This is a genomic window from Nocardioides sp. CPCC 206348 (assembly GCF_048654705.1).
Taxonomy (GTDB): Bacteria; Actinomycetota; Actinomycetes; order Propionibacteriales; family Nocardioidaceae; genus Nocardioides.
The window spans coordinates 5934-7078 of sequence record NZ_JBMCZA010000139.1 but is presented as its reverse complement, the minus strand read 5'-3'; the positions used below and the strand labels follow the sequence as shown (position 1 = coordinate 7078).

Below are 1145 nucleotides of genomic sequence, written 5' to 3'. Positions count from 1 at the left end.
CTCGACGGCGCCCCGGTCGACCCCTCGGTCGACCCGCGGCGGTTCACCAGCACGCCAGGAAAGGAACGACATGACCATCACGCACAACGGTGAGGCACTGACCCTGGAGGCCCGCGCGACCGTGGCGGACCTGCTCACCCTCCGCTTCGACGACCCGCGTCCCCACGGCATCGCGGTCGCCGTCAACGGCGAGGTGGCGCCACGTGGCGACTGGCCCGGCTGGGTGCTCGTCGAGGGCGACGTCATCGACGTCGTGACCGCGGTGCAGGGCGGATGACGACGCCGCGCGGCGATGACCTGGTCATCGCGGGGGAGGTCCTGTCCTCCCGGCTCTTCCTGGGGACCGGGGGACTCCCGCAGGTCGCCCTCGTGGCGCCGATCCTGGCCGCGGCCCGGCCGGCCGTGGTCACCGTGTCGATCCGGCGCACCTCGTCGGTCGGGGAGGGCGGACTGCTCGCGGTGCTGCGCGACGCGGGGGTGCGGCTGCTTCCCAACACTGCCGGGTGCCTGTCGGCGCGCGAGGCCGTGATCACCGCGGAGCTGGCGCGGGAGGCGCTCGAGACCAACTGGGTGAAGCTCGAGGTGATCGGCGACGATCGGTCGCTGCTCCCGGACGTCGTGGAGCTCCTCGACGCCGCCGCGGAGCTGGTTCGGCGCGGATTCACGGTCCTGCCCTACTCCACCGACGACCCCGTCATCGCCCGTCGACTCGTCGACGCCGGCTGCGCTGCCGTGATGCCGCTCGGATCACCGATCGGTTCAGGCCTCGGGGTGCTGAATCCCCACGCGATCGAGGCCGTGCGTGCGGCGGTGGACGTGCCCGTGGTGCTCGATGCGGGCGTCGGCACTGCCAGCGACGCCGCACTCGCCATGGAGCTCGGCTGCGACGCCGTGCTGGCGGCCACCGCTGTCACCCGCGCCGACGACCCGGTCGCGATGGCCCGCGCGCTTCGCCTGGGTGTCGATGCCGGGCGGATCGCCCGACAGGCGGGGCGGATCCCGCGGCAGGCCACGGCCCGCGCCTCCAGCCCCGTCACCGGACGCATCGGGGCGACCGGATGAGCGCCCGCCTGCTCCTGCTCACCGACCGGACCCTCCTGCCGCCCGGTCGCACGCTGGACGACGTGCTGCGCGCGGCGGCAGCC

At 74.3% G+C, this 1145-nt stretch carries 2 protein-coding genes; both read left to right on the top strand.

From position 1 onward, the window contains the following. Nucleotides 1-70: 70 nt before the first annotated feature. Entirely contained in the window at nt 71-277 is a 207-nt protein-coding gene (gene thiS / locus ACOADB_RS09055) for a sulfur carrier protein ThiS (RefSeq protein WP_378597632.1), read from the top strand. Further along, a complete protein-coding gene (locus tag ACOADB_RS09050) occupies nt 274-1062 on the top strand; it encodes a thiazole synthase (RefSeq protein ID WP_378597631.1) in 789 nt (262 codons plus the stop codon). Before thiS ends, ACOADB_RS09050 begins: the two co-directional genes overlap by 4 nt. The last annotated feature ends 83 nt before the right edge of the window (nt 1063-1145 follow it).